This window comes from Bacillus kexueae, from assembly GCF_022809095.1.
GTDB lineage: Bacteria > Bacillota > Bacilli > Bacillales > Aeribacillaceae > Bacillus_BZ > Bacillus_BZ kexueae.
In genome coordinates this window covers 1-25078 of record NZ_JALAZE010000007.1, presented here as the reverse complement: position 1 = coordinate 25078, position 25078 = coordinate 1, and the positions used below count along the sequence as shown (strand labels likewise).

26 protein-coding genes, 1 tRNA gene, 1 rRNA gene, 1 pseudogene and 1 riboswitch are annotated in these 25078 nt (G+C 37.6%); of the genes and pseudogenes, 18 read left to right on the top strand and 11 right to left on the bottom strand.

The annotated features are described in order from the left end of the window. Positions 1–103: 103 nt before the first annotated feature. Complete coding sequence (locus tag ML543_RS12125) at positions 104–1276, bottom strand: MalY/PatB family protein (RefSeq protein WP_243387664.1); 1173 nt, start codon at positions 1274–1276, stop codon at positions 104–106. A gap of 92 nt (positions 1277–1368) precedes the next feature. On the opposite strand from ML543_RS12125, the gene ML543_RS12120 reads away from it, so the two are divergent. Beyond that, positions 1369–1632 (top strand): DUF1871 family protein, encoded by a 264-nt coding sequence (locus ML543_RS12120; RefSeq protein WP_243387663.1) that lies wholly within the window; start codon positions 1369–1371, stop codon positions 1630–1632. Positions 1633–2091: 459 nt separating this feature from the next. Here ML543_RS12120 and ML543_RS12115 read toward each other — a convergent pair. After that, a pseudogene (locus ML543_RS12115) lies at positions 2092–2919 on the bottom strand (alpha/beta fold hydrolase). 149 nt (positions 2920–3068) lie between these two features. Between ML543_RS12115 and ML543_RS12110 the strand changes: the two are divergent. From ML543_RS12110 to yugI, 3 genes are all read left to right on the top strand, one after another. Beyond that, the gene (locus ML543_RS12110; RefSeq protein WP_243387662.1) at positions 3069–3569 is read left to right on the top strand and encodes an Lrp/AsnC family transcriptional regulator; all 501 of its coding nucleotides are present in this window, start codon (positions 3069–3071) and stop codon (positions 3567–3569) included. Further along, positions 3566–4741 (top strand): aminotransferase, encoded by a 1176-nt coding sequence (locus tag ML543_RS12105; protein ID WP_243387661.1) that lies wholly within the window; start codon positions 3566–3568, stop codon positions 4739–4741. The genes ML543_RS12110 and ML543_RS12105 overlap by 4 nt, the downstream gene beginning before the upstream one ends. Positions 4742–4971: 230 nt before the next feature. Beyond that, positions 4972–5364: a S1 domain-containing post-transcriptional regulator GSP13 gene (gene yugI / locus ML543_RS12100; protein ID WP_243387660.1), complete on the top strand. Its 393-nt coding sequence runs from the start codon at positions 4972–4974 to the stop codon at positions 5362–5364. Positions 5365–5583: 219 nt separating this feature from the next. Here yugI and ML543_RS12095 read toward each other — a convergent pair whose 3' ends face one another. Both ML543_RS12095 and ML543_RS12090 read right to left on the bottom strand, forming a co-directional pair. Further along, complete coding sequence (locus ML543_RS12095) at positions 5584–5817, bottom strand: DUF378 domain-containing protein (RefSeq protein ID WP_243387659.1); 234 nt, start codon at positions 5815–5817, stop codon at positions 5584–5586. Positions 5818–5890: 73 nt separating this feature from the next. Beyond that, positions 5891–6325 carry a GNAT family N-acetyltransferase gene (locus ML543_RS12090; RefSeq protein WP_243387658.1) on the bottom strand — a complete coding sequence of 145 codons (435 nt, stop codon included), beginning with the start codon at positions 6323–6325 and terminating at the stop codon, positions 5891–5893. Positions 6326–6567: 242 nt separating this feature from the next. Between ML543_RS12090 and ML543_RS12085 the strand changes: the two genes are divergently transcribed. Both ML543_RS12085 and ML543_RS12080 read left to right on the top strand, forming a co-directional pair. Next, positions 6568–7917, top strand: a complete 1350-nt coding sequence (locus ML543_RS12085; protein ID WP_243387657.1) for a glucose-6-phosphate isomerase — start codon at positions 6568–6570, stop codon at positions 7915–7917. Positions 7918–8275: 358 nt separating this feature from the next. Continuing rightward, positions 8276–8683, top strand: coding sequence for a YugN-like family protein (locus tag ML543_RS12080; protein WP_243387656.1), 408 nt, complete (start codon positions 8276–8278; stop codon positions 8681–8683). Here the strand turns inward: ML543_RS12080 and ML543_RS12075 are convergent. Beyond that, positions 8680–9675 (bottom strand): potassium channel family protein, encoded by a 996-nt coding sequence (locus tag ML543_RS12075; protein ID WP_243387655.1) that lies wholly within the window; start codon positions 9673–9675, stop codon positions 8680–8682. The genes ML543_RS12080 and ML543_RS12075 overlap by 4 nt on opposite strands. A 33-nt stretch (positions 9676–9708) precedes the next feature. After that, complete coding sequence (locus ML543_RS12070; protein WP_243387654.1) at positions 9709–9948, bottom strand: atypical membrane-integrating protein (Mistic protein); 240 nt, start codon at positions 9946–9948, stop codon at positions 9709–9711. A 195-nt stretch (positions 9949–10143) separates the two neighbouring features. On the opposite strand from ML543_RS12070, the gene ML543_RS12065 reads away from it, so the two are divergent. The 4 genes from ML543_RS12065 to ML543_RS12050 all read left to right on the top strand — a co-directional run bounded on the left by ML543_RS12065 (position 10144) and on the right by ML543_RS12050 (position 12234). Then, positions 10144–10368 (top strand): YuzI family membrane protein, encoded by a 225-nt coding sequence (locus tag ML543_RS12065; protein ID WP_243387653.1) that lies wholly within the window; start codon positions 10144–10146, stop codon positions 10366–10368. Positions 10369–10439: 71 nt separating this feature from the next. Then, positions 10440–11123, top strand: a complete 684-nt coding sequence (locus ML543_RS12060) for a zinc metallopeptidase (protein WP_472924427.1) — start codon at positions 10440–10442, stop codon at positions 11121–11123. Positions 11124–11183: 60 nt separating this feature from the next. Next, the gene (locus ML543_RS12055) at positions 11184–11594 is read left to right on the top strand and encodes a secondary thiamine-phosphate synthase enzyme YjbQ (RefSeq protein WP_243387652.1); all 411 of its coding nucleotides are present in this window, start codon (positions 11184–11186) and stop codon (positions 11592–11594) included. Between the two features lie 16 nt (positions 11595–11610). Further along, positions 11611–12234: an O-methyltransferase gene (locus ML543_RS12050; protein ID WP_279326660.1), complete on the top strand. Its 624-nt coding sequence runs from the start codon at positions 11611–11613 to the stop codon at positions 12232–12234. A 537-nt stretch (positions 12235–12771) separates the two neighbouring features. Here the strand turns inward: ML543_RS12050 and ML543_RS12045 are convergent. Together ML543_RS12045 and ML543_RS12040 are read right to left on the bottom strand one after the other, a co-directional pair. Then, positions 12772–13581: a protein-glutamine gamma-glutamyltransferase gene (locus ML543_RS12045; protein ID WP_243387650.1), complete on the bottom strand. Its 810-nt coding sequence runs from the start codon at positions 13579–13581 to the stop codon at positions 12772–12774. A gap of 102 nt (positions 13582–13683) precedes the next feature. Beyond that, positions 13684–14847, bottom strand: coding sequence for an iron-containing alcohol dehydrogenase (locus ML543_RS12040; protein ID WP_243387649.1), 1164 nt, complete (start codon positions 14845–14847; stop codon positions 13684–13686). Between the two features lie 437 nt (positions 14848–15284). Here ML543_RS12040 and ML543_RS12035 point away from each other — a divergent pair, with 437 nt between their 5' ends. Continuing rightward, on the top strand, positions 15285–16670 hold the full coding sequence (locus ML543_RS12035) for an FMN-binding glutamate synthase family protein (protein ID WP_243387647.1): 1386 nt from the start codon (positions 15285–15287) through the stop codon (positions 16668–16670). A gap of 57 nt (positions 16671–16727) precedes the next feature. Here ML543_RS12035 and ML543_RS12030 read toward each other — a convergent pair. Together ML543_RS12030 and ML543_RS12025 are read right to left on the bottom strand one after the other, a co-directional pair. Next, positions 16728–16800 (bottom strand) — tRNA-Ala (locus ML543_RS12030). 242 nt (positions 16801–17042) lie between these two features. Next, entirely contained in the window at positions 17043–18683 is a 1641-nt protein-coding gene (locus ML543_RS12025) for an AMP-binding protein (protein WP_243387645.1), read from the bottom strand. A 177-nt stretch (positions 18684–18860) separates the two neighbouring features. Here ML543_RS12025 and ML543_RS12020 point away from each other — a divergent pair, with 177 nt between their 5' ends. Further along, positions 18861–19772, top strand: a complete 912-nt coding sequence (locus ML543_RS12020; RefSeq protein ID WP_243387643.1) for a DMT family transporter — start codon at positions 18861–18863, stop codon at positions 19770–19772. Between the two features lie 112 nt (positions 19773–19884). Beyond that, positions 19885–20397 (top strand): GNAT family N-acetyltransferase, encoded by a 513-nt coding sequence (locus ML543_RS12015; RefSeq protein WP_243387641.1) that lies wholly within the window; start codon positions 19885–19887, stop codon positions 20395–20397. A 5-nt stretch (positions 20398–20402) separates the two neighbouring features. Here ML543_RS12015 and ML543_RS12010 read toward each other — a convergent pair whose 3' ends face one another. Next, on the bottom strand, positions 20403–20585 hold the full coding sequence (locus ML543_RS12010) for a hypothetical protein (RefSeq protein WP_243387640.1): 183 nt from the start codon (positions 20583–20585) through the stop codon (positions 20403–20405). A gap of 320 nt (positions 20586–20905) precedes the next feature. Next, positions 20906–21014, top strand: a riboswitch (TPP riboswitch). 475 nt (positions 21015–21489) lie between these two features. Here ML543_RS12010 and ML543_RS12005 point away from each other — a divergent pair. The 5 genes from ML543_RS12005 to ML543_RS11985 all read left to right on the top strand — a co-directional run. Continuing rightward, positions 21490–21780 (top strand): MTH1187 family thiamine-binding protein, encoded by a 291-nt coding sequence (locus tag ML543_RS12005; protein WP_243387638.1) that lies wholly within the window; start codon positions 21490–21492, stop codon positions 21778–21780. A gap of 52 nt (positions 21781–21832) precedes the next feature. Next, positions 21833–22570 (top strand): ABC transporter permease, encoded by a 738-nt coding sequence (locus ML543_RS12000; RefSeq protein WP_243387820.1) that lies wholly within the window; start codon positions 21833–21835, stop codon positions 22568–22570. Positions 22571–22572: 2 nt separating this feature from the next. Beyond that, entirely contained in the window at positions 22573–23580 is a 1008-nt protein-coding gene (locus tag ML543_RS11995) for an ABC transporter substrate-binding protein (protein ID WP_243387636.1), read from the top strand. Then, entirely contained in the window at positions 23580–24329 is a 750-nt protein-coding gene (locus ML543_RS11990) for an ABC transporter ATP-binding protein (RefSeq protein ID WP_243387635.1), read from the top strand. The genes ML543_RS11995 and ML543_RS11990 overlap by 1 nt, the downstream gene beginning before the upstream one ends. A gap of 637 nt (positions 24330–24966) precedes the next feature. After that, positions 24967–25078 (top strand): 16S ribosomal RNA (locus ML543_RS11985); the annotation flags it as partial.

Genomic DNA, 25078 nt, shown 5'->3' with positions numbered 1-25078 from the left:
GTCCGGGGTGTGAGTGTAAAATCATGTATGTTTCTTAGTGTTTTCGAAGGGATCATAAACAATAAAAGGGTGGCATTGTAAGAAGCTACCACCCAATCATTTATTATGAACATTGAACAGCTCTCTTTAATCGTTCAAGACCGTTTCTTACTACACTTTGTTGCGTTCCGATATTCATCCTGACAAACCCTTCACCACTTTTACCATATTTACTTCCCATCTCAAGCCCCAATTTGCCGTAATTAATCAGTTTTTGTTCAAAATCTTTTTCTGAGATTTGAAGCATTCGATAATCAATCCATACTAAGTATGTAGATTGTGGGTGGATGACGGATAAAGCAGAAATCTCACTCTCAATAAAGTCTTCAACTAGCTGTACATTCTTTTCTAAATATGTTTTTAAATCGTTTAACCATGGTAAACCAAATTGATATGCTGCTTCAAGTGCAGTAATACCAAGTGAATTGATTGTGAATACTCCTTGCTTCTTTTCCGCCTCTTTAATCTTTATGCGAATTTCTTCGTTAGGTATAATCATGACAGAAGCTTGTAATCCCGCAAGGTTGAACGTTTTACTAGGAGCATGGCATGTGATGGAAATTTCCATAAATCGTTCATCAATTGATGCAAGTGGCGTGTGGATATGATTAAACAATACGAGATCGGAGTGAATTTCGTCGGATACGATGTATACGTGATGTTCTAAACAGAGATCGCCTACTCTTTTCAATTCTTCTCTTGACCAGACGCGTCCCCCCGGATTTTGAGGATTACATAATAACAGCATTTTAGTCTTTGGATTTTTGAGAGCAGCTTCTAAATGATCGAAGTCCATTTTATATTGTCCTTCCTCATAAATTAGCTGGTTTTCCACGATAACTCGTTCATTTTGTTCAACAAGAGAGAAAAAAGGGTAGTAGACTGGTGGCTGAATAACAATTTGATCTCCTTTTCTTGTTAAAGCTTCAATCGTAGTTGCTAATGCTTTTACAACGCCAGAGCTAAATTCAATTGACGATAAAGGTACGTTCCAATTATGTCTTTGTTTTATCCACTGCTGAACAATCTTTCTTGTTTGTGGAGTAGGAAACGAGTAGCCGAATACTCCGTGCTCAACTCTCTCTTGCAAGGATTTCATTACTTCCTTTGGTGCCTTGAAATCCATATCCGCTACCCACATAGGGAGGAGATCGTCCGTGCCAAATACTTCCTTAGTTAAATCCCATTTTACTGATGCAGTGCCTTTTCGCTCAACGTGAAGGTCAAATTGATTCATCCAATCACTCCAATCTGATGTAAAACGCTTTTCTTCTATCGTAACTATGGTACAATGACAAGGCAAACAATATGATTTAAAGGTGATGCTTTGTGGAATTAAGGGATGCGAATTATGAGATGCTAGCCTTGCTTTACAAATGGGATCCACTCGGGTATGGAGAAGATGCATACGAAACAGAAGTTTTTGATGTAATTGAAGCAGTGCATCGATTAGATGATGTAGGAAAGCTTGCGTTAAATATCCAATCCATTTATGAATTTTCGTTTGAAGAGCGAATCCCGCTTACGGATTGTGCTAATATGGCTCAACAATTATTTCATATTAAAAATCGAATCTCGTGTGATTTACCTTAAGAGGTTCAAGAAAGTCATTATTTTAGACTTTCTTGAACCTCTTTTTTTATGGCTATTTTCGTATAGATTGTTACTTTTTCAGTCATTTTTAAAATGAACTCTGAACATTGCGCTATGGACACTTTGCTTTCCGCGGGGAGGTGTCTCGTTTCGGCTCCTAGCGTCTAGCGAACGATTCTCTCCCTCCCTACGATAAGTCGATATCTGCTCGATTTACTCGCAGTATCTTCTATATCTCAGTGCGGGAGAGCCTCTCGTTCGTACGTCGCTGGGCAGTCGCCTCCACTTTTCTACGAGCCTCCTCGGCATGCGTCTGTGGGGTCTGGCCCTTTCCTTTGTATCCCGGAGGAGTCAAGTGGCCTCCGCTCCATTACAAAGGGGGAAAAACGATTCTCAACAATGTATTTTATACACACTAAAAGCAACAATCCTTTAGAAAAGAGCCTTTTTTATAGAAGATCATACGGTGGATGAAAATTCATAAATATACTTGGATACGTCCAAAGGTCTTTCTTCTGGAACGAGATGCCCGGTTTTTTTCAATGAAATGAATTGGGCATTAGGTAAATCTTCTGAGAGTCTTTTCCCAACAGATAAAGGCACGACACGATCTTCTTCTCCCCATACTATCAAGCATGGAGTTTCAATCGTTTGAAGTTGATGTGGGGTTAAATCCCCTTCACGGTCTCGAATCATTTTCGTTAAGGCTTGGAATATTCGGTTATCTTGAAACGGCTCTAAATAACCGTTCAACATTTCTTCTGTAATAAGGGATTGATCATAAACTACATTCCGAAGACTATTCCAAATTCCTTGTTGAGCTAAATGTCGTTTCACCACGAGAGAAAAATAGGGAAGGTAAGAGCTATAAACTAAGATAGGGTGCAAGCGTTTCATATAACCTGAGCTACAAATTAAGATGATTTTTTGAAATAGATCAGGGCGATTCCGAGCTGCATACAATAGGATTTGACCACCCATTGAATGGCCGACACCGATTGTATTCTAAATTTTGAGAGTACGTAATACATCGATAATGATCTTGGATAAATTATTGTAAGAATAAACAAATTTCACGCATTTTTCCGCTTTTCCGAATGGAGGCAAGTCAAGCGCTAGTATATTAAAATGTTTTTTTATTAGAGGAATAATCCTTCTAAAGCTAAAAGTAGAAGATAAATAACCGTGGATGAGGAGTAAAGTTGGCCGGTTTTCATGAATATGGTGATGTTCAATATGAACTTGCACTCCTCGAATTTTCATTGATGAGAATTCGGTATCAATCATGGTGTCATCACTCCTGAAATACAACTTTAATTTTAAATGCAGACTTTAGTTTGTTGAGTTTTCTTTATGTTTTCCATTTGAAGAAAAAATACAAAAAAACTTTGAACGTGGTATAATTATCAGAAAGTTTTTGCAGAGGTGGAAAAGGTATGAAATTATCAGAAAAAGAAATGGAAATTTTAGAGATACTGGAAGAAGACAGCCGTTTAAGCGTTGATACGATTGCCAAAATGGTTTGTTTGTCGGTAGAGGAAACAGAAGGGATGATTCAAAAACTTGAGAAAGAAAAGGTCATCGTTGATTATTCCACAACAATTGATTGGAAAAAAGTTGATGGTCATGAAGGGGTAACAGCGATGATTGACGTGAAGGTTACGCCAAAGCGTGGAGTAGGATTCCATGAAGTGGCTGAACGAATTTATCGCTTTGATGAAGTGAAATCCGTTTATCTTATGTCTGGTGCATATGATTTATCGGTCATTATTGAAGGAAGAACAATGTCTGATATTGCACATTTTGTTTCTGAAAAATTATCGACATTAGATTCTGTAATCTCCACAACAACACATTTCATTTTGAAAAAATACAAGCATGATGGTGTTGTATTTGAACAAGGTGATAATGATAAACGAATAGTGGTGTCACCATGAAGACGAAGGAGCAATACATTTCCACCAAAGTTCAAACATTAAAGCCTTCCGGTATTCGAAAGTTTTTTGATTTGGCTGCCAGTATGGAAGGAGTAATTTCGTTAGGAGTCGGAGAGCCTGACTTTGTTACTCCGTGGCATATGCGCGAAGCCTCAATCTTATCATTAGAACAAGGGTATACAGCCTATACGGCAAATGCAGGTCTAAAGGAGCTTCGGGAGGAAATTAGTACGTACTTGGAGAAGCGCTTTTCCGTTTCTTATCGAGCGGAAGATGAAATCCTTGTCACGGTTGGCGCTAGCCAAGCGCTAGATTTAGCGTTTCGAGCGATCTTAAATGAAGGGGATGAAGTATTAATTCCCGAACCTTGTTTCGTCTCCTATGATTCGCTCGTATCATTAGCTGGCGGTGTTCCGGTTCATGTACAAACATCAGGTGATACCGGATTTCAAATAGATATCGATCGATTGAAGGAAGCCTTATCAGAGAAAACGAAAGCCATTGTCCTTTGTTCTCCTAGTAATCCAACGGGTGCAGTATTGTCGAAAGCAGCACTAAAGCAGATTGCCGATTTAGCAGAAGAACACGATTTAATAGTCATCGCTGATGAAATATATGCGGAGTTAACATATGATCAATCCTTTATTAGCTTTGCTAGTTTGCCAAAGATGAGGGAACGAACCATCTTGATTTCAGGCTTTTCAAAAGGGTTTGCCATGACTGGTTGGAGACTTGGATATATAGCAGCAGACTCTTACTTCCTGCATGCCATGTTGAAAATTCACCAATACTCGGTCATGTGTGCGCCAGCAATGGCTCAATTTGCAGCTTTAGAAGCATTGCAGAACGGCTTAGCGGAAGTGGAGAAGATGAGAAAAAGTTACAGACAAAGGCGCAACTACTTTGTTGAATCTTTAAATGAAATCGGCCTTCATTGTCATAATCCGGGTGGTGCTTTTTATGCCTTTCCAAGCATTCAACAAACCTCTATGTCGTCAGAACAATTTGCAGAAGCTCTACTTTTAGAAGAAAAGGTAGCTGTCGTTCCTGGGAGTGTGTTTGGACCTAGTGGTGAAGGATATATAAGATGTTCATATGCATCATCACTCGACCATCTACAAGAAGCAATCAAACGAATGGATAAGTTTATGAAAAAAATGAGCACCAGCTAAAAAACGGCTGGTGCTTTTCTATGTTTGATGATCGAGTCATAAAAGGGGAGAGTGAAAAAATCTTACCTATTCACCATTATGTACAGGAATAAAGACTTTTAAACTCCATTTTTTAGGTTAAACTGTTGATAAGATACATTTTGTTTTTTTGATTATCCATTTTCATTATGGTATAATTTGAAATTGCGTATTACGGGAATAGTAAAATACATTTAAATAGGAGTGTTTCCATGTCTAATACATTTGAAATCGGTTCAGTTTTAACCGGAAAAGTTACAGGTATTCAACCATACGGAGCTTTCGTTGCCCTTAACGAAGAAACGCAAGGACTTGTTCATATTTCTGAGATTACTCACGGTTATGTAAAAGATATTCAAGAGCATTTAGAAGTTGGACAAGAAGTAAACGTAAAAGTACTTTCAGTAGACGAAGAGAACGGTAAAATTAGCTTGTCCATTCGCCAAACTGAGCCAGCACCGAAAGAGACGCGCACGAAAAAGCGTTCTGCAAATGTTAAACCACGTCTTGAAACAGCTTCTTCTCAAGAAGGGTTTAATACGTTAAAAGAGAAGCTTCAAGAATGGATTGAACAATCAAAGCGTGAAGATCTAATCAAAAAATAAACTCATAGGCTTTTGCCTATGAGTTTTTTCATTCACAGTTACAGAAAGTTTAAGATCAATAAAGTGTTAAAGTATTCTCTTTACAGTTTTTGGTGTCTAGCTCCAAGCGCCATCAGCTTGGGTTGCTTCGGACCTGCTGTGGCGACGGAAGCCTCCTCGCAGGTCCTCCAGCGCCCTTCGCCTAAGGCTTTGCGCTTTGCGCTTTTCTCACTAAACAGTTTATCTAGCTTCAGGTCTAGGTTCGTCTCGAGCTAGTTCTGCAGCAGGCTTGAATAGTAATCCGAGATTAATTAATCCAGCTATTCCAACTAATCCATATACAATCCGTGCTAATGCCGCATTCTGTCCTCCGAAGATAGCTGCCACTAAATCAAATTGAAAGAATCCAATTAGGCCCCAGTTAATTGCCCCAATAATGGTTAAGACTAAGGCAATGCGTTGAATTGCACTCATGAAGTTTCCTCCTTCAATAGTAAAATGAACTTCATGATTAATGTGTAACGCATTTAAATAAAATATTCACTTATTATCCGAGTTTTTTTTGCAGAATAATTTTCGGATCTCCATTAGAATCCGTATAAGTACCGATAATATCGAATCCGTGTTTTAAGTTCAAGATGAGCATGTTTCGCCATTTGTTTTTCGTTTTCGTCTGCACAGCATTATATTGTTGCTTTTCACACCATTGATGTTGTAAATACATGAGTTTAGAAGCGATTCCGTTATTACGATACTCAGGGTCAACCCCGCCAATCCAACTATAAAAGTACTTTTCACTTTCTTCATAGCCAATTTTATACCCAACTACTTTATCATCTTTCATGGCAATCAACGCTAACATTTTATTCTTCTGCTTCAAGCGTTCCTCGGAAAACGTACTTCCAAAAATGTTCTTGTGAAGCGATTGAAGCTTTGAAAGAATATGGTGGTCAGGCATTTGCTCGTATATATCAATTTTCAATTTCTTTACCCTCCTTGCGTCACTATAAGTACATTATAAAGTTTTAGAAAGAGTTGGTGTGGTATTTCATTAAGATTATTGTTGAATGAATGATACTACTGTCGAGCGTTTTCCTCGTCAAATTTGGAGGTAAAACTTTTTTAGAATGATAACGATTACATGGACTGGGTTGCTTGATTAATGTGATTTAATTCGATAAAGTGTAGGAAGAATATATTTTATCAATGGAGGATTAAAAAACTATGACACATGTTCGTTTTGACTATTCAAAAGCATTGTCTTTTTTTCAAGAACATGAAGTAACATATTTACAAGATTTTGTAAAAGTTGCCCACCATTCAATTCATGAAAAAACAGGTGCTGGTAGCGATTTTTTAGGTTGGGTTGACTTACCAAATAACTATGACCGTGAAGAGTTTGCTCGAATTCAAAAATCAGCTGATAAAATCAAGTCAGACTCTGATGTATTATTAGTCATCGGAATCGGTGGTTCATATTTAGGTGCTCGTGCAGCAATTGAAATGCTTAATCATTCTTTTTACAATGCATTGCCAAAAGAGAAACGTAATACGCCACAGGTAATTTTTGTGGGTAACAATATCAGCTCTACATACATGAAAGACGTAATGGACTTATTAGATGGAAAAGATTTCTCCATCAATGTGATTTCTAAATCAGGTACGACGACAGAACCAGCTATCGCTTTCCGTATCTTCAAGAAGATTTTAGAAGAAAAGTATGGTAAGGAAGAAGCTAAAAAGCGTATTTATGCGACAACAGACCGTGAGCGTGGAGCGCTTAAAACATTAGCGAACGAAGAAGGTTATGAATCCTTTATCATTCCTGATGATGTTGGTGGTCGTTATTCCGTATTAACGGCTGTTGGATTATTACCAATTGCGGTTGCTGGTGCTGATATTGAAGCGATGATGAAAGGTGCCCAAGACGCTAGCCGTGACTTCGGAAAATCTGAATTAACGGAAAATCCAGCTTACCAATATGCAGTTGTACGTAATGTCCTATATAACAAAGGCAAAACGATTGAAATGCTTATTAACTATGAGCCAGCGCTTCAATATTTTGCTGAATGGTGGAAGCAGTTATTCGGCGAAAGTGAAGGAAAAGACCAGAAAGGAATTTTCCCTGCATCGGCTAACTTCTCAACCGATCTTCATTCACTTGGCCAATATGTTCAAGAGGGTAGAAGAGATCTATTTGAAACGGTATTAAACGTTGAAAAACCTCGCCATGAACTAACGATTGAAGAGGACGCTGATAATTTAGACGGCCTAAATTATTTAGCTGGACAAACGGTTGACTTCGTTAATAAAAAAGCATTTGAAGGAACGATGCTTGCGCATACAGACGGTGGTGTTCCTAACTTAGTAATTAATCTTCCTGAGTTAAATGAGTACACATTTGGATACCTTGTATACTTCTTCGAAAAAGCATGTGCTATGAGCGGATACTTAATGGGTGTTAATCCGTTTGACCAGCCGGGGGTAGAAGCTTACAAAACAAACATGTTTGCTTTATTAGGAAAGCCTGGCTTCGAAGAGAAAAAAGCAGAGCTTGAAGCTCGTTTAAAATAATTTAGTAAAACTTTTTTCGATAGGTTTGGTGGCGGGGGCTTATTTGTATAAGAACCCTCTGCCTTCCAAACATCAACTGTATTTTCCAGTTAATCAATAGCAAATTTTAAAAAATCGTCCGTTTAAGTAAATGTTAGGTGACCAAACCAAACTTTACAAAAATGGATGATTTTTTTGTGTGTGAACAAATGAGATAATATATCCCACTAAAAAGTAAACTAGCGATAATGTTTAGAAGCTTACATACTAATCGTGCCCACCCTTAATGAGTTCTTTTCTCCAATTATTGGTGTTATGAAATTGACCGTGCAGGAAAAGATAAGAAAGAATATATGTGATATAAAAGGGGAGGGGTAAAATGATTGAAATCCCGTCAAAGTTAGAAGGCAAAACCTTTAATTTATATAAGTTGGAGCAGCAGTTAAAGCCTTTAGGCTATGTGATAGGTGGAAACTGGGATTATGATCACGGGAGTTTTGACTATAAGATTGATGATAAGGTAGGATATCAGTTTTTACGTGTTCCGTTTGAATCGATTGATGGTCAATTGGATGCAAAAAATGCAACAGTTCAATTTGGTCGTCCGTTTTTGTTGTCGCATAAATATCAAATTGGATTAGATGATCATGCAAATACGGGTAATTTTTCTGCATCCATTAATCAGTTTTCAGAACCCGAAGATCCTGATGCGACATTCCCAGAAAAATTTGTTGACTTAGGAAAGTCGCTTGTTCAGGAATTGGAGGGCGTATTATTAGATGGTTAACGTACGAGTAAGATAAGCATGTCATTTTCTGCAATAACTGTGTCCTTGGGAGGATTTAAGGTCAAATCTTCCCCTTTTTTTATACCGAACAAAATTTTTCCATCTTGAAAGAGTTGTGTATGAATTTGCTCAAACGTTTGACCGACCTCGTCTTTGTTAACGGGAACAGAAGTTAAAAAGGTACCATTCGCTGGGCACAGCTCGGTAAAAATTTGTGAAAAATTACATTGAGATAAATAGCTGGACATCATGACTTGACTTGTTAATTTAAATGTCTTTATCAATTCATCAGCTCCAGCACGATATGCATTGTTTATATGTGTATCCGTTAAGATTTCGCAAATGGTGAAAATAGAGGGATTCAACCCTTTAACAGAAAGTAAGATTGAGATTGTAAGCATATCCGCATGATGTTCACTTTTATGTTGATCTGCTGTTATGAAAACAGACTGAGCTTTTTCGATTCCTGCTTTTCTTAAAGTAGACTCGTTAGTGGGATCACCTTTAATAAAAAATAAATGGTCTTCTACCATTGGTATAGTCTCGAGTGATCCATCAATCAGAACGACTTTATGAAAGGGCTTATGAATTTTTATCATTTGTAAAAGTTCTTTTGTTTTTTCGCTCCAGCCGATGACAACAACATGTTGACTTCCAGTAAATGCTTTCGTCCCATTAATACGTTCATTTTGTTTTTGAATTGTCGTAGAGGCTAATGCAGCAAAATAAGATGTAATAAAACCTGCTCCCATAAATATAAGTACTACGCCGACAAGACGACCCCAAACCGTTTCAGGTGCTAAGTCACCATAACCTACGGTTGACATGGTAACAATTGCCCACCAAATTCCATCAAAGTAAGTAGGGAATTCAGTTGGCTCTACTATATGTATATACAGCCCGAAGGTTAAGACGATTAAGAGTACGATAAGGGAGAGGCGAAGGAAAACAGGCCATTTTAAGTAAGTTATCCATAGCTTTTGGAAATTCAATTTTTTCACCTCGTGGGAGTTTATGTACTAATTTTATTTTTTTCGAACGAAAGAAAAAATTTCTTGAATGATCGTATTAATTTTTCGTTCCACTACTTCTTTCCCGAATTCTTCAATTGCTTGTTCAATCATGTCGAAGGTAGATGAATCAAATTCAATGAGTGGCTTTTCTTCTTCAGCTTCGTTATAAAATTGGATAAACGTATCAAGAGCTTCATTCATTTTGTCAATGGAATCACTAAGTTGTAGTTTCTCATCTGGAGAAATTTTCATGTTATTCACCTCATTACGATGTAGTATGTACAAAAAAAATGAATCATTTCATAAAAAAATGAAACCTTTTCAGAAATCATTCGTATTTATAAGGTCGATGAAAGGAGTTGAGTGACGGGATTTAGATTGAACATGTATATCTGTCCGAATTTCCCCATAAACATGGAAGAAAAGGATAATATGAGGGGATGAATCATGACCTTTAAAGGTAGACTAATTCTCCTGATTATTGGCATTCATTTAGGGGTTATTGGTGGTATTGCACTCATTTTAGATTTGAATTTGTACGACTATTATGTAGAAGATTACACATTTATTGAATTTATTCAGATTGTAACCGGACGTACATCCTTTTATTTATTGCTAGTCGGGTTTATTTTAATCATGACAGTTGCGTATTATCCGGGGGCAAAGAAGTAGACATTATTCTATACTTTTTATATAAATAATAGTAAGTAATCATATTTTTACTACAGGAGGAAGATGTAGAAATGTTTTTCCACCCGATGGACATCTTAATTTTTATTGCTTTCGGTATTTCTATTTGGGCTCAATTTAAAGTGAAAGGAAACTTTAATGAGTATGCCAAAGTCGAAAGCTCTTCACAAATGACTGGAGCCGAAGTGGCTAGAAAGATTTTGGACCGAAACGGTTTGTACGACGTACCGGTTGAGGTTGTTCCAGGAACTTTAACTGACCATTACGATCCAATTAGTCGTGTCGTTCGCTTGTCTGAACCGGTTTATTACGGTCGTTCCATCTCAGCCGTATCGGTTGCATCTCACGAAGTTGGACATGCTATTCAGCATCAAGAAAGCTACGGTGCACTCGTTTTACGACATCGAATGTTTCCGGTTGTGAACTTCACATCAGGAATTGCACCGTTCTTATTAATTGGAGGCTTTTTATTATCGTCTCTTAATTTACTGGGACTAGGAATCATTTTCTTCTCATTTGCCGTCGCGTTCCAGTTGATCACGTTACCAGTTGAGTTTAACGCAAGCTCAAGGGCAAAAAGCTTAATCATTTCGGAAGGAATTATTCGAAATGATGAGGAACGCGGTGTCAATAAAGTGTTAAATGCAGCAGCTTTAACTTATGTTGCGGCAGCACTTCTTTCTTTATTTGAATTAATTAAATTCATCTGGATTTTCGTACAAGGTGATGAAGAATAAGAAAAGCGGGTTCTCCCGCTTTTTTCTATAGGCAATCATGAATGGTAGGGAGGGATTAGTATGTTAAAACAATTCGTATTGCGTACAAAAGAAAGAGATGAAATGATTGAGGTAACATCAGATGTTCAACAATATGTGACTGAATTGAACATGAAGGAAGGAATGGTCGTCGTCTATTGTCCACATACGACAGCAGGAATTACCATCAATGAAAATGCTGATCCAGATGTAAAAAAAGATATGATTCGTCGGTTTGATGAAGTATACCCATGGAACCACAGCTTGGATCTGCATATGGAAGGGAATACGGCAGCACACATGAAGGCGAGTACAGTAGGTGCTTCCCAGCACATAATCGTAACAAATGGCCAACTCCTTTTAGGAACATGGCAAGGAGTCTATTTTTGTGAATTCGATGGGCCAAGAAGACGTACGTATTATGTGAAGGCGATTGTGGAATCCGTTAACTAAAGGGAGGGGAATCATATTGATTTCTTCTTACATTCAAAATCTTTTTGTACAAGAGGAGCCAGTGCTTCAAGACGTTCACAAGACAATTTTAGAACATCATATGCCAAACATTTCTGTTTCAAAAGAAACTGGTAAGCTTCTCCATTTGCTTGTAAAGTTGTCAAAGGCAGAAAGAGTATTAGAAATTGGTGCATTAGGTGGCTATAGTGGAATTTGGATGGCAAGTGCTTTAAACGACAAAGGGACTTTAACATCTTTAGAGATTAACAAAAACTTTGCAGATGTTGCTTTGAAAAATATTGAAAAAGCAGGATTGAAGGACAAAGTTACATATGAAATTGGTCCTGCATTAGACTCCTTACATAAATTAAAAACATCTAATAAGCTTTTCGACTTCTTTTTCATTGATGCAGATAAAGAGAATTATATCGCTTATGTTGACGCATGTCTTGCCATTGCGAAAAAAGGGGCTATTATTGCGGTTGATAATGTGTTATGGAAAGGCGAAGTAGTAAAAGAAGTTCGGTCTGAAAAAGCTAATGCTATGCATGGTTTTAATCAATATTGTGCTACTCATCCTAATTTACAATCTCTTATTGTACCAATTGGAGATGGCTTGATGATTTCAATCGTCAATTAATAGACTTCTGTTGTAAACTGCTCACCTATTGAGTTGGTGAGCAGTTATTTCATTTAAAGAAGAAAAGAATTTTTTCTTTTTGAGGGAGAGACTCATTCGCTAGACGCTACGAGCCAAACTAGACAGGCAGTGCTAATGGAAAGCGTTCGCCTTTCGAATTTAATTGTGTTTCAAAAGTAACAACCTTTTAGGAAGGCTGTTTACATATAGATTTTTTTCAGACATCTTTAAAATGAATTTTGGACAATGTGCTACGGACACTTGCTTTCCGCGGGGAGGAAGTCGAGCCTCCTTGGCATGCGCTTGTGGGGTCTCGCCCTTTCCTCTTCATCCTGCGAGTCAATTCGCTCCATTACAAAGGGGGAAAAACGATTCTCAACAATGGATTTTAAACACATTAAAAGCAACAGTCCATTAGAAAAGAGCCTATAGAAAGGAACTCATTTAATAAATGTTACTTCTTTAAGAGCACGTTTTCAGCAAATCTCCTTGAAATTAGCTTTGTCAATATGATTCTTGTATTTCATCACAAAATCGTTACGGAAACAACCAAATTGAAAAGCCAATTCGTGCATACCCGCGTCCGAGATTAGGAGGCTGAGCGTACGCTTGATAGTACTGAGAGAGATAACGATAATCTAACCTCGTTACTTGTTGTTTTAAGTATGCCGTTTCTGTTGCGTCTTTTTTTCGATATTTATTAAGTGCTTCGATAATTCCTTGAGCAGTTCGAATTCCAATGCCGTGACCATAATACATATCTTTTCCGAGAAAAATGGTGTTTTCTCCACGCCATTGTGGCGTTTCAGGGTCAAATTCAGGGTTTTTAAAATATAAGCAATCCCCAGGCAAAAAGTCGTTCCCACTTTTTGTTGTAATGCCTAAATCTTCGTCGTAATGCCAATCGTATAAGACAATATTGGAAAATAAATAATTAAAAGCATTCTTTCCAATAGAATCTAACACTGCTTTGTAAAAAATGATGACAATAGCGGTAGCACATTCAAAGGCGTATTTGTCTCCATTTTCAAAAATGTCTTTAATCGCATCAGAAGGAAGAATTCCTTTTTTTAATATAAACGCTCCTTTACGGTTTAATGTCCAGTATTCATCATTACAGTATGATCCGGCGAAGGTTGCAAACTTTGCTTTACTTTTTAATAAGTCATGCGCAGCATCTATTGTGTTTATTCGAACGATTAATTCAAATCGGAGCTGCTCCATATTCTCATACATATATGCTTCCCGATATTTCACCATAAGTTCTAAAATTTCTTGAGACTTCTCGTCAGGAAAAATAGGTCGAAGCTGTATCATAGTAACTGGCATATGTTGAATAAAAATCATACACTTCTCCTCCTCTCTATACAGTTTATAGAAGGGGACAGGGAAGATATTACGATAGACAAAAAGAAACCGAAGGACATATGTCCTTCGGTTTGGTTATGGTTACAGTGACGCACGTAAGATTTCGTAAACGTCTTCTTTATTTAACTTGTTGAAGTTTCCAAACTCACCGTTAATAGCCGCTTTTTCTGCCATTAACTCTAGGTTTGTATCGTCAATATTATAGTCTGCTAAACGAGTAGGTGCTCCGATTGAAGTCCAGAATTCACGTAGCTTTTCGATTCCTTCTAAAGCAACTTCCTCATCTGATTTTCCTTCTGCATTTACATCGAATACGTTAACTGCTAGTTGCTTGAAGCGTTTAGGATTAACATGGAGATTATGTTTCATCCAGTTCGGGAAGATGATGGCAAGGCCACCAGCATGCGGGATATCGTAAACCGCTGATACGGCATGCTCAATATTATGTGTAGCCCAATCTCCTCGGTAACCCATTGAAAGCATTCCGTTTAATGCAATTGTTCCAGCATAAAGAATGGTTTCGCGCAGTTCATAGTTCTCTAAATCATCAACAAGTTTTGGTGCTGCTTCAATAACTGTGCGCAGAACGCTTTCACACATACGATCTTGAAGCGGAGTATTCTCCACGTTATGGAAGTATTGTTCCAACACATGACTCATCATATCGACAATTCCGTAGATCGTTTGGTCTTTTGGAACAGTGAACGTATGAGTAGGATCTAAAATAGAGAACTTAGGGAAAACGGCAGGGTTACCCCATCCGTACTTCTCTTTTGTTTCCCAGTTTGTGATAACAGAGCCAGCATTCATTTCTGAACCTGTTGCAGCTAATGTTAAAACAGTACCTAATGGAAGAGCGTCTGTAGGGATATATTTTTGAATCACAATATCCCATGCATCTCCATCGTATTTTGCTCCAGCAGCAATCGCTTTTGTACAATCGATGACACTTCCGCCACCAACTGCTAATAAAAATTCAATGCCCTCTGTTTTACAAATTTCTACCCCTTTACGTACGGTCGAAATGCGAGGGTTTGGTTCAACGCCGGATAGTTCAAAAACTTCCGCACCAATTTCGTTTAAGTATGTAATCACATTATCGTAAATCCCGTTACGTTTAATACTTCCGCTACCGTATACGAGCAATACTTTCTTTCCGTATTTCGGAACTTCTGTCTTAAGCTGTGTCAGTTGATCTTTTCCGAAGATAAGCTTCGTCGGATTAAAAAACTCAAAAGAATTCATTATCTCATCCCTCCTGCCATTATTATGAAGAATTGATCAGGAGAAATGCAAACGATTTGCTTCTAAAAAATCATGAAAATCTTTTCGTATCAATTTGGCGAAAAGAGGAAAAATAAAAATATCGATTTTTGGGAATGGATGTTTTTTGTATACATCGTGTCATTTTAACCATGAAACGATGTAATTTTTGAAGCGAAAGACACGGGAATCAGTAGGGTTAGCCCGAGCAGAAAGTAGGGAGATTTCCCTTTTTGTGATTATTAATTGTAAAACATTACAACAATCTTTTATAAATGAGCTTAGGGAATTAAAGGTAATGACAAGCTTACTTTTTTATGAAATTTATGATGATACTAACTGTCTTACTTTCATTCATTGCTCTTATTTTTAATTGCCAGAAAGCGATCAATCAATTTTCTACAGTCAGTAGGTGTAATATGATTATTCAAGTTCTTCTTTATATTATCATCGGATTTAATCTTTTCTTTGTCCTATTATTGTTCAGTTGGAGACATGTTGTATCTCGCGTGTATAGAATGATGGCAAGACGATTGTTGTCTGATGCCTATGATGAAAATTTAGCTGAGTTATTTCCAGGGATTCGCCGATATGGCATTTTAACAATCGTTGAAAATAGTTTGCGTGCTGAAGGTGGAAATGTTCTTCATCGTCCGCTCGGTTCTCCACGTAAATGGCCGAACTTGAATGCGATCACTTTTATCCCGGCTCAAACAGGTCCTTTTCCCGTCAGTCAAGATGAAGAAATAGATGTAACGATTACCATTGGACCAAAAGCTAAAAAGCCGCTACATCTTCGAATCCCACTACTAATTAGTGGGATGGGCTACGGAGTAGGATTGAGCGAGAAGTCGAAAATTGCCCTTGCGAAAGCGGCAACGAAAGCGGGGACGGCCATTAACTCTGGGGAAGGAGGAATTTTACAGGAGGAACTAAAAGAAGCTGAACATTTCATTCTTCAATTTTCCAAAACGGCATGGGGAAAAGACGACGAAGTAATGAAAAAGGCGAAAATGATTGAAATTAAATTAGGGCAGGGAGCACTTGCTGGAATGGGAGCGAAAATCCCTCCTGAAAAGCTGAAAGGTCGCGCGAGAAATGTTATGAATGTAAAAGATGGAGAAGATGCTGTAATATACGAGCAATTTTTTGAACATCAGACGGTGCAAGATTTTAAAGACCTTGTGTCCGATTTACGAAAATTTACAGGTGGAATTCCAATTGGAGTAAAAATTGGTGCAGGGGGAAAGATTGAAGAAGACATTGATCACTTAATTGAAATGGAAGTTGATTTTATTACAATTGACGGAGGGCAGGCGTCATCGCATGATTCACCCACCATTTTGCAAGATGACTTTGGAATTCCAACTCTCCATGCTGTAGTTCGTGCGTCAAACCACCTAGTTCAAAAGGGTAAAAAAGGAAATATTAGTTTACTTGTCTCAGGTGGTTTAACAAGCCCTGGAGACTTTTTGAAAGTCATCGCCTTAGGAGCTGATGCAGTTTATTTGGGATCTGTCATGTTATATGCGATTAGCCATAACCAATTAAATAAGCCAATGCCTTGGGAGCCTCCAACTCAACTTGTATGGTACGGTGGGAAGTACGAAGACACGTTTAAAGTTTCAAAAGGAGCGGAAGCTGGACATAATTTTTTAATGGCTTGTACAGAAGAAATGAAGGTGGCACTTCGAGCAATGGGAAAAAAATCAATCCGTGAATTATCAAGAAAGGATATCGTTTCTTATGACGAGGAGATGGCAAAATATATTGGGATTCCATATTCTTTTACCAAGTACGAATAAAGAAATGGGCAAAAGGAAAGCACACCGACTGTTTGGTCTAGTGTGCTTCATGTGTGATGGAGCATACCGGGCTCGAACCGGTGACCTCTTGCATGCCATGCAAGCGCTCTCCCAACTGAGCTAATGCCCCATGTACATATCTTGTAAATATTGTAATGGCTTGAGTATTTTATTGTCAATAAAACAGACAGAGTAAGTTACTCTGTCTGTTTCATTGTGAAATGAATAATGTATCGTATCTTGTAGCATGGCTGTTCAGTTAATAGCTTTTCGTAGGGATCTAGAAGATTCCTCTGTGTTATGTCTTTCGCTTCACCAACTATTATTGACTTAAAGCTGAGACAGTAAAAACGTGTAACAGAATCGAAACCGTTACTTCGTAATGGATTTTTCGCTCATATCTTTTTGTTGTAGCCATTCGACTGCTTGCTCACGTAGCTTGTATTTTTGGATTTTACCGGAGGCTGTCATCGGGTATTCATCAACAAAGAAGAAATATTCTGGTATTTTATAGAAAGATAACTTATCTCTACAAAATGCATGTAGTTCCTTGTCTGTTAATGTGTAACCATCTTTTAGTTTTATATACGCTGCGACCTTTTCGCCATACTTGACATCTGGAACTCCGACGACTTGTACATCTAAAATTGCCTCATGTTGATAAATGCATTCTTCGATTTCACGTGGATATACATTCTCTCCACCTCGAATAATCATATCTTTTAGTCTACCGGTAATTTTGACGTAACCATCCTCGTCCATTGTCGCTAAGTCTCCTGTGTGCAACCAACCTTCAGCATCAATTGCTTCGGCAGTAGCTTCCGGCATTTTGTAATAACCTCTCATAACGAGATAGCCGCGGGTACAGAGCTCTCCTTGTACATTTGGACCGACTTCCTCACCCGTTTCGGGATTAACAATTTTCACTTCGACATATGGGTGTGGTTTTCCGACAGTTTCTACCCTTCTTTCAACAGAGTCTGCAGTCGTTGTTTGTGTAATTACTGGAGAGGATTCTGTCTGCCCATAAGCAATTGTAATCTCAGTTAGATTCATTTTATTCATCACATTCTTCATCACTTCAATTGGACAAGGAGATCCGGCCATAATCCCTGTGCGTAAAGTTGATAAGTCAAATTGTGAAAAGTTTGGTAAGTTTAATTCTGCAATAAACATTGTAGGAACCCCATGAAGTGCTGTACATTTTTCTTTCTCAACAGTACGTAGGACGAGTTCAGGGTTAAATTCAACAATCGGCAGCATTGTCGCTCCTACAGAGACGCATGCTAGCGTACTTAATACACATCCAAAGCAATGGAAAAACGGAACAGGTATACATAAGCGATCCTCTTCTGTTAACTTCATTGATTGAGCGACGAGATAGCCGTTATTAACAATATTGTAATGTGTCAACATAACACCTTTTGGAAACCCTGTTGTACCTGAAGTGTACTGCATGTTTATGACGTCATTTGGTGACAGGGATTTTTCACGTATGGCTAGCTCCTCATCGCTGACTTCTTTCCCCATACTAATTAGTTCGTCCCAGCGCTTCATGCCATCCGGTGTGTCTCCTTGACCTATGTAAATGAGGTTTTTTAATTGAGGTAGTTGGACATCTGAAGATTTTAAGGATTGTACTATGTCGATGTAGGAAGTTCCTTTGAATCCATCAATAAGAAATAAAGTGGTAGAATCGGATTGTTGTAATAAATACTCGAGTTCTCTCGCTTGATAACTCGTGTTGACAGTGACGAGAACTGCGCCAATTTTTGCTGTGGCAAATTGAAGTAGTAACCACTCAGGGACATTTGTTGCCCAAACTGCTACATGCTCTCCTTTTTCAATCCCTAATTTTAACAACGCTTTAGCAACGTTATTTACTTCTTGTAAAAATTCCTTATACGTAAGTCGAATGTCTTCTTTTGAATACACAACAGCTTCTCTTTCTCCATACTGACTGACTGTTCGCTCAAGTAATTGCCCGATTGTAACATTTTTTAATTGTTCCATAGATCCTCCTCCGATTGATTAGTAGTAATAAAATGTACACGCTTTCATTATAATATATTTTTCGGATATTTCTGAAAAATAAATTCTACAATTCTCGTCAAAATTATTGTTCTTTACGTGAAAGTGAAAACGAAGTAGCATGGATATTGAGTAGATTATGAGAATGGAGAGGTGCGTGTGAAAGCTTCAAATTCCTTACCTTTTATTGCGTTAGCCATCGGAGTTACAGCTGTATCGACATCGGCTGTTTTAGTTAAGTTAACTACTGCACCATCAGCAGTCATCGCATTTTATCGTCTTTTCTTTTCTGCGCTTATTATCCTGCCCTTTTTTTTATGGCGTTATCTTCCTGAAGTAAAGACATTTACGAAAAAAGAGTGGGTGTATTCAACAATCGCGGGTGTATTTTTAGCATTCCATTTTATTTTATGGTTTGAATCGCTAAACTACACATCAGTAGCGAGCTCGGTTGTGTTAGTTACTTTACAACCCCTTTTTTCATTCGTAGGAACCTATTTGTTTTTTAAAGAAAAAATTTCAGTTCATGCCGTCATTAGCGCTATTATCGCTATAATCGGAAGTGTCATTATCAGTTGGGGGGATTTCCGAGTAAGTGGGATGGCGTTGTTCGGGGATATTTTAGCGTTGATCGCCTGTGCGATGGTTACTGCTTATTTATTATTTGGTCAGCATGTTCGTAAAACTCATTCGTTAACAGCTTATACTTTTATCGTTTACGGGATTAGCGCAATAACCTTATTTTTATACTGTTTGTTTTTAAACCAACCCCTAATAGGCTATCCGACAAGCGATTGGGTGTATTTTCTATTACTGGCGATTATTCCAACTCTATTAGGCCATTCGTTGTTTAATTGGTCGTTGAAATGGATTAGTACGAATGTCATTTCTGTCTCTATTTTATTTGAACCAGTTGGAGCAATTATTCTTGCATACTTATTGTTAGGTGAAAAGGTTATGTTTACGCAAGTGCTTGGTGGCACAGTAATTATTGCAGGTATTTTATTATTTGCTTTTGAAAAAAAGTTTAAAAAGGAAGTAAAGGCAACCCCGTCGAATATAACTTCTTAATATATGAGAAACGTCTCTTTATTGGAGACGTTTTTTGTCTATTAAAATGAGGTGCATCCATTGTAGATGAGATAGGGAAACGTTCATTATTCGAGTATAGGGGGATAAACATATGTATATTCGAAAAGCAACAGTCGAAGATAGTAAACAGATTGCAAAGGTGCATATTAATAGTTGGAAAACTACCTACAAAGGAATTATATCAGATTCATATTTAGCCTCGTTATCGTATGAGAAAAAGGAAAAGTTTTGGCGAAATGTTTCGAACCTAGATAATGTTCTTGTTGCAGTATTAAATGGAGAAATCGTTGGGTTTATCACCTATGGTCCAACAAGATTCCCTCATCTACCGTATGATGGAGAAGTCTATGCTTTTTACTTACTTCAAAAAGCACAGCGACAAGGAATTGGAACTAAAATGTTCAAAGAGGCAGCAAAAGAACTGAAGAAGCAAGATTTAAATTCATTTCTAGTCTGGGTAATGGAAAAAAATCCGTCGAAATCATTTTATGAAACGTTCAACCCGAAAATCGTACAATATGAGGACATAAAAATTGATGGTGAAACGTACTGTGAAGTTGCTTTTGGATATGATTCTGTCGAAAAGGTGTTATCCCCTAAATGAGGGGATTAACTCAACGTATAAAAGTAGTCTGAGAAAAAAGCAAAAATAAATCCGAGTGGGACAGAAAAGATGAAAGACCAGCCATTTACTCTGCCAACCTCATCACTAATTCGAAGGGCTTCCTTATATCCATAAGCAAAGTGAACAACAGATAAAGCGTAGGTTAAGATGGTTAAAAATAGATACACAACACGACCTCCTACAACAATTCTATTAATACTATTAAATGCTGAAAAAGAACATTTATGCATGAAAAGAATGGGAGTATACATAGAAAGGGTAGAGCCCTCAAAGTGGGAGGATAAACGTGGATTAAAAAAAGCAATGCATGGAACCCTTTTTGTTTCCACACACTGCTTTGGATAAGCGAATTATAATATGGTTTTTAATATACACGAAACTACAAATTTCGACAAGGGGTTTTTTGATCAGAAAATTTTAACATATAAAAACCTCATGTCAGATTCTTTACAGAAGAAAGCGATTTCTGTATGCTAGTATCAAATAGAATATTTGACAGGGGAGCTAAGTGAACTTGGCTGAGAGGATGCTAGACTGTGTCGACCCTTAAACCTGATCTGGGTAATGCCAGCGAAGGGAAGTATTAATATTAACCATTCGGTTCATAAATGATTGCTGCCTTCGTAGGCGGCTTTTTTCGTTTTTTAAGAACTTTATTTTCTTTTGGTAAGGCTGTTTTCGTATAGAGTGTTGCTTTTTCAGTCACTTTTAAAATGAACTCTGAACATTGCGCTACGGACACTTGCTTTCCGCGGGGAGCTGTCTAGTTTCGGCTCCTAGCGTCTAGCGAACGATTCTCTCTCCCTACGATATGTCGATACCTGCTCGATTTACTCGCAGTATCTCCTATATCTCAGTGTGGGAGAACCTCGCGTTCGTACGTCGCTTGGCAGTTCCCGCCATTACAAAGGGGGAAAAACGATTCTCAACAATATATTTTATACACACTAAAAGCAACAATTTTTTAGAAAAGAGCCTTTGGTAAAGTTTCTTTGATTCAATGACTTTTTTTATGCAATTGGTCTTTCTAAGTCATTGAAGGAGTTCACTAAATTAGTTGGAGGTGAGTTTATGTCTAAAGTAAATTTGGGATTTCAAGTTATACCCAAATCACCAGAACATAATACGTATGAGATTGTGGATAAAGCTATCAATGTTGTACAACAATCTGGTGTTAAATATGAAGTAGGTCCGATGGAAACTGTAATGGAAGGGGAATTAGATGAATTAATCGAAATCGTGAAACGAGCACAAGATGCTTGCATTGAAGGTGGTGCAACGGAAGTGATGACTTATGTAAAAATTCACTACCGTCCTCATAAAGGAGTAACGATTGATGAGAAAATTGAGAAATATAGATAGTAGGATTTTTTCTTTCAGAAGAGGAATAAATGTGTTCCTTCCTGTTCTCACGATGGTTGTAGTAATCATCATCTGGGAGTTAAGTGTTAGGTGGACTGGTATTGAAAAATGGATACTGCCATCGCCAACACATGTCTTTCAATCATTTCAAGATATGAATGACACATTGTATTCTCACATATGGCAAACACTATTAGAAGCGTTAATAGGTTTGATGATCTCTCTTGTAGTAGGAGTATTTACAGCTATCTTGGTTGATACTTCTTTATATATGAGAAAAATCATCTATCCCATGCTTGTTATTTCGCAAACCATTCCAATTATTGCTTTAGCACCACTATTTATCATTTGGTTCGGATTTGGGATTTTACCAAAGGTAATGGTTGTAGCTCTTGTATGCTTTTTTCCTATTGCAATGAATCTCTCAGAAGGACTTAAGCATGTCGATTCTGATATGGAAAAGTTAATGCGTTCATTAGGGGCGAATACATGGCAATTATTTTGGAAACTAAAATGGCCGTATGCATTGCCTTCTTTTTTTGCGGGACTTAAAATTGCAGCAACCTATAGTGTAATGGGAGCTGTCATTGGAGAATGGCTAGGAGCAAGTAAGGGACTTGGGATCTTGTTAACACGCTCTTCGCAGTCTTTTATGACCGAGAGAGTTTTCGCTACCATTTTTGTTATCGTCTTATTGAGTTTAGGGATCTTTATGGTCATTGAACTTATAGGTAGATGGACAATGGGGTGGCATTATAAACAACAAAAGACATTAACACGAGGTGAATAAGAATGAAGAGAGTTATGCTACTATTACTCGCTCTTACATTAATCCTTGCAGCGTGTAATCAGAGTGAAACAAATGAAAACAATGAATCCAGTACTGAAACTAATCAAGAAGTAACAATAATGCTAGATTGGTTTCCAAACACAAATCATACAGGGTTATACGTAGCACTTGAAAAGGACTACTTTGAAGAAGAAGGATTAAATGTCACGATTCAAGAGCCTGGTGATGGAATTGCTGCTGAACAAGTAGTGGCTTCAGGTCAAGCTGATTTCGCCATTAGTTATCAGGAGTCGTTAACACAAGCTCGAGCGACAGGGATTCCGTTAGTATCAATTGCTGCTATCATTCAAGAAAATACTTCTGCATTTGCATCATTAAAAGAAGTGGGAATTGCAACACCTGAAGACTTTGAAGGCAAGCGTTATGGTGGATGGGGATCCCCGACTGAGGAAGCAGTGCTAAAAGCATTAAGTGAAAAGTATAACATTGACTATACTCAGATTGAACAAGTTACGCTGGGTCAAGCTGACTTCTTCCAATCCATTGGTCGAGATGCAGATTTTGAATGGATTTATTACGGATGGGATGGAGTTGAAGCGGATCGCCAAGGCATTGAGTTAAATTACATTTTCTTAAAAGACATTGATGAAGCATTGAATTATTACACGCCAATTATTGCAACTAGTGAAGAGAAAATTGAAAATGATGCTGAAACGGTTAGGGCATTTATGCGTGCTGTTTCTAAAGGCTATGAGTATGCAATCGATAATCCCGATGATGCAGCTGCAATTTTGATTCAACATGTTCCTGATTTAAATGAAGAGCTCGTAAAGGCTAGCCAAAATTGGCTGAGTGAACAATATCGTGGAAAAGCTGAAAAATGGGGAATTCAAAAGGAAGAAGTTTGGGAACGTTACGCAAACTGGATGTATGAACAAGGACTAATTGAATCCAATATTGAAGCGGACAAAGCGTTTACGAATGAATTTTTACCAGAGGTTCAAAATTAATGCTTTCAGTTGAACATATATGGAAGAATTATGGGGAAAGGAATCACCCCATAACAGTTTTAAAGGATGTTAGTATTCATTTAAATAAAGGAGAATTTGTCTCCATAATTGGCCCGAGTGGATGTGGAAAGAGTACTTTACTTAATATTATCGCAGGTTTGGAAGCACCCTCAAAAGGAGATGTTCATTTTGAGGGGAACAGTATAGTCGGAAAAACGGGGAATGTAGCGTTAATGCCCCAAAATGATGTTTTATTTCCGTGGAGGACTATTCTTCATAATGTTATTTTACCTCTTGAGCTAAAAGGAGTTCCAAAGAAAATAGCGAAGGAGAAAGCTCTTGATTTATTCCCTCTATTTGGGTTACAAGGGTTTGAACATCATTTCCCGTTTATGCTTTCCGGTGGAATGAGGCAGCGAGCAAATTTTCTTCGAACATACTTAAGTGAAAAATCTTTGCTTTTACTTGATGAACCTTTTGCAAAATTAGATGCCTTAACTCGAGCTGAAGTACAAAGATGGTTTCTGTCTATTTGTGAAAAGAATAAGCTAACGGTCCTTTTGATTACTCATGATATTGATGAAGCAATTTTGTTATCTGACCGCATCTATGTGATGAGTGGGAGACCTGGCGAGATTATGAAAGAAGTATATGTAAATATACAAAGACCACGAAGACCTGACCAATTCGCTACAAAAGAATGGCTATCTCTTAAACAAAGCTTGATTGACCAATTGCATACATTTTAATAGGCTAACTCATCAAGTCTTCTTAAAAAATAAGGTTAAGTTGTCTGTTGTATGTTCTATAAAAACGCACAGGGTATTGAATAGTTACTCTGTGCGTTTTTATCACCTTTTTTACATTTTTGTTGGAGAAAAAAACTACTTTTAAGGGAACGAATGTTGAAAGAAATACTAAAGCACAAGGATGTTTAGTGAGGTTAAAGAGTAAGGAGAAAATCCACAATAGCTCTAACTTTTTTAGAGTAGCAATTTATATGAAGTCATTTAAAAAGCGAGAAGATAATGAGTTATTGCTAAAGTGAGGGGATAAAGCTTAACTATGGTGATAAATTTGTATATAGGACAAAAAGTATATTAAGGTGATTTATTGACATTATAACATGTGTAAAATAGAATTTAATCGCACTTTAATTTTTTAAATAGCAGAATAACTTGGTGCAAATTTTTTTAGAAAAACTGTTGACATATAAATTATGAGTTGGTATATTATTAAATGTCGTTAAGACAACACGAAAAACGAAATGGATATTGACAGAATAGAACTTTGATGTTAAATTATAAAAGTCGTTCTGATTTGATCTTTGAAAACTAAACAAAACGAAGCGTCAACGTTAATTCTTTTTTTATGAGCAATCAAACTTTTTTGGAGAGTTTGATCCTGGCTCAGGACGAACGCTGGCGGCGTGCCTAATACATGCAAGTCGAGCGAACAGATAGGGAGCTTGCTCCCTTGACGTTAGCGGCGGACGGGT